6 protein-coding genes are annotated in these 3,076 nt (G+C 72.4%); 3 read left to right on the top strand and 3 right to left on the bottom strand.

Annotation, left to right across the window (positions count from 1 at the left end):
* From UW392_RS37840 to UW392_RS37830, 3 genes are all read left to right on the top strand, one after another.
* Positions 1-231, top strand: a 231-nt coding sequence (locus UW392_RS37840) for a hypothetical protein (protein ID WP_320779766.1), incomplete at its 5' end; no start/stop codon positions are given.
* 86 nt (positions 232-317) lie between these two features.
* Positions 318-575: a hypothetical protein gene (locus tag UW392_RS37835; protein WP_320779765.1), complete on the top strand. Its 258-nt coding sequence runs from the start codon at positions 318-320 to the stop codon at positions 573-575.
* 142 nt (positions 576-717) lie between these two features.
* A complete protein-coding gene (locus UW392_RS37830; RefSeq protein WP_320779764.1) occupies positions 718-867 on the top strand; it encodes a hypothetical protein in 150 nt (49 codons plus the stop codon).
* Between the two features lie 550 nt (positions 868-1,417).
* On the opposite strand, the gene UW392_RS37825 is transcribed toward UW392_RS37830, so the two are convergent.
* From UW392_RS37825 to UW392_RS37815, 3 genes are all read right to left on the bottom strand, one after another.
* A complete protein-coding gene (locus UW392_RS37825; protein WP_320779763.1) occupies positions 1,418-1,687 on the bottom strand; it encodes a DUF6207 family protein in 270 nt (89 codons plus the stop codon).
* Between the two features lie 302 nt (positions 1,688-1,989).
* Positions 1,990-2,295 (bottom strand): DUF6247 family protein, encoded by a 306-nt coding sequence (locus UW392_RS37820; protein ID WP_320779762.1) that lies wholly within the window; start codon positions 2,293-2,295, stop codon positions 1,990-1,992.
* A gap of 269 nt (positions 2,296-2,564) precedes the next feature.
* Positions 2,565-2,933: an STAS domain-containing protein gene (locus UW392_RS37815; RefSeq protein ID WP_320779761.1), complete on the bottom strand. Its 369-nt coding sequence runs from the start codon at positions 2,931-2,933 to the stop codon at positions 2,565-2,567.
* Positions 2,934-3,076 lie beyond the last annotated feature (143 nt).

Below are 3,076 nucleotides of genomic sequence, written 5' to 3'. Positions count from 1 at the left end.
CAGAACCAGGGCAACTCCACCCCGGCCCGCGCGAGCGCCGCGCCGTCCATGAACCTGCCGTTCGCCTCGTCGGACATCGCGAGCATAGGCGCGTACGTCGACGAGTACGACGCCCTCAGCGGCGACGACTACCTCGCCCGCAGCACCAAGAACTTCGCCGGCAACGGCAGGTACACCCTGTCCTCCGACGACGGCAGCGTGGACATCGACATCACCGTCACCGACCTCTGAGGCCACCGGGCAAGCCGGGCCGGGACCGCGCGGCCCCGGTGAGCGGGTGGCCCGCCTGCTCACCGGGGAGGCCGGCGCCGGTCCTGGTGCTCCAGTTCGTCAAGGACCCGGTGTTCCAGTTCGTCGAGGACCTGGTGCTCCAGTTCGTCGAGGACCCGCTCGATCTGCTGCTGTCCGCAGCCACCGGCACCGGGCCGGTCGGCACGTTTGCCCCGATCCGCCCCGTCACCGTGCCGTTTGAGACCACGTTCCGCACATCGGGTTCCGTTGGAGTTGTCTGGGAGTTCGGTCACTCCGGTCGCTCGACGCACACGCTCATCCACGGAACACGGCCCCGGGATTAGGGTGGCCTTTTCCTGAAACAGCGGTTGCAGTGAAGCTGCCCGTGCTCACCCAGCCAGAAGTCGCGTCGGCGATTCTTCGAGGTCCTGCCACGGGTCCCACTGCACGTCCAGCAACACAAGGGGGAGCAAGATGCGTAAACGTATGACCACCATCCTCATAGCCGCTGCGGCCGTGGTGATGGGCGCGGCTCCGGCGGCGACCGCGCGTGCGCTGCCGTGGGACAGCCACCAGCTGCAGCCCGCCGGCCACTACGACGGCGGCGCTGCGCCCGCCGGCCACCACGAGAACTGACGGCCCGTCCGGAACACCCGCTCACGGACAGGGAGCGGGGCGTGCACACCCCGCGGCAGCCGCCATCGTCGGCGGACCGGCTCGTGGCGGCAGCCGCTCATCGGCCGTGGCATCCCGCTCGCCGGCCGTCCGGTCCCGCTGATCGGCCATCTGCTCGCGTTCATCGGCAGCGCGCTCGCGCGCGTCGGCAGCCCGCTCGCGTGTGTCGGCGGCGCGCTGCGGCTCGTCGTCGGCGGCACCGGCCGCGGGCTGCTCTCCGTCCAACGGATTCGTCCCCACCCCGCCAGTATGGCCGGGCCGGCACACGACCGCGCCGCCGGAACACAACCGGGGACGACAACCGCCGGGACGGCGTACGGTACGGACCGGCTACCGGCCGCCTCCCCGCCCGGGACCGGCTGGCGTGTCCCGCGCACGGCAGAGCCCCCTGCCGAGGGGCACGCAGCAGGGGGCTACGGCACCGCGAGACCGCCTGGAAGCGTCAACGGGGGGGCCAGACCTGCCGCCCCCGCAAGGCGCCGGGCCTCGTGCGCCGTGGGCAGCGCCCAGGTCACCGGGGACGGCCGCCACCGGGCGCGGCCGTGCCCGTGTCCGCCGGAGTGATGTCCGCGTCCGGGCCGGCGCCGGAGTTCAGGTTGAGGAAGAACCGCAGCCGCACGCCGGGCTTACCGGGCTCGTGGCCACCGCAGTCGGCCGGTGCCATCGCGCAGTGGACGGCGAACAGGTCCAGGACGGCGAAGGCGGTGGCGTCATCACAGGCGGCGATGTCGACGACGGCCAGGCCCGGACCGGACACACATACGGCGCTGAGAGGTCTCATGCTCTGCCTCACGCATCACTACCTGTGACAGGTTCTCCACGGGGCGGACTGTCATCCGAACGAGGCGCCCGACCAGGACGGTTCACGCAAACCCGACCGGTCCCGCCGCCGGTGAGGCGACCTCGGCCCGGAGGGACGGGTGCGGGGCGACGACGTCGTTGATGAATCGGCTGGTCTCGTCGTGAGGGTCGGCTGCAGCCGCGTCCAAGAGGCCCCCACACGATGTCCTCGACGTTCCTCGGGCAGGGGTGTCGTGGAGACCTTCGCGGCCGGCGGGATGACGCCGGCCGGGTACGGTCCGGTCACCGGCGCCTGGCGCTTAGGTGTGCCATGTCGATGAAGTCTTCGTCGTCGTAGCCGGAGGCGACGAACGCGTCCACGGCCGGGGCGGCGGCGAGGCGGCCCTGCCAGTCGAGGACGACCTCGTACAGCGGCGCGAGGGAGAACGTGGCACGGGACTCCTCCAGCGCCGCCCTCCACTGCCGCTCGAAGGCCGGCACCCAAGTACCGGCGTGCCGGTCCTCGCGCAGCCGGGCCAGGAGTGCACCCGGAGCCGCGGGCGCGGGAGCAGGGGGCGGGACGGATGCGGGGTCGGGCTGCACGCTCATCTGGTTCCTCCCGGCAGCCGGCTCTCTTGCCACCGTACGCGCGGCACGGGACCGCAAGGACGGACATGCGGTGATCCTTTCGCCGGTACGGGCGGCGGCGGATCAGGAGTGGTGCAGGGCGTCGGCCCGTGCGGTCCGCCAGCGGGCCCGCGCCCGCGAAGAGCGGCACGGGGCCGGGCAGGCGACCGAGCGCGACCGGCTCACCTGGCGGGCCCCGTGCGGCGGCCGATGCGCTGAGTACGGTGCAGGCGGGTGGTGGCCGGAGGGGGTCAGTCGTCCAGGGCCTCCTTGACGGTGGGGTGGCAGGTGATCAGTGTGTCGATGCCGACCAGGCGGATGACCCGCAGCACCGGCGGCCGGGCCGCGGCGATCCGCAGCCGTCCCCGGGCGGCGCTGACGCTCTGGTGGGCGTGGATGAGGACGTTGACGCCGCTGGAGTCGAGGAACTCCACCCCGCTGAGATCGACCACGACCCGGGGCGGCGCCGCGTCCCGGTGCGTGAGCAGGGCCTCGCGGAGTACGTCTGTGACGTCGTGGTCGATGTCGCCGCGCACCGCGACCACCCGCACACCGTCGACGGCAGTGTGCTCGACAAAGAGCGACCGCTGTGGCCTGCCCACACTCTGACTGTCGTTCACGGGGCGAATTCAACCGGTCGTCGCAACACCTTGATCGTGGAGGTGTTGGATGGGACGACCGAGGAAGTCGATGCCGCAGGCTCCGGCCGGGGCGCGACGGCAGTGGGCCGCGGACCGGGCGATGCGGGCGCCGATGCGCTCGC

This window comes from Streptomyces sp. CRN 30 (assembly GCF_034105845.1).
Note: the sequence above shows the minus strand (reverse complement) of the source record. Positions and strands in the feature narration are given on the sequence as shown.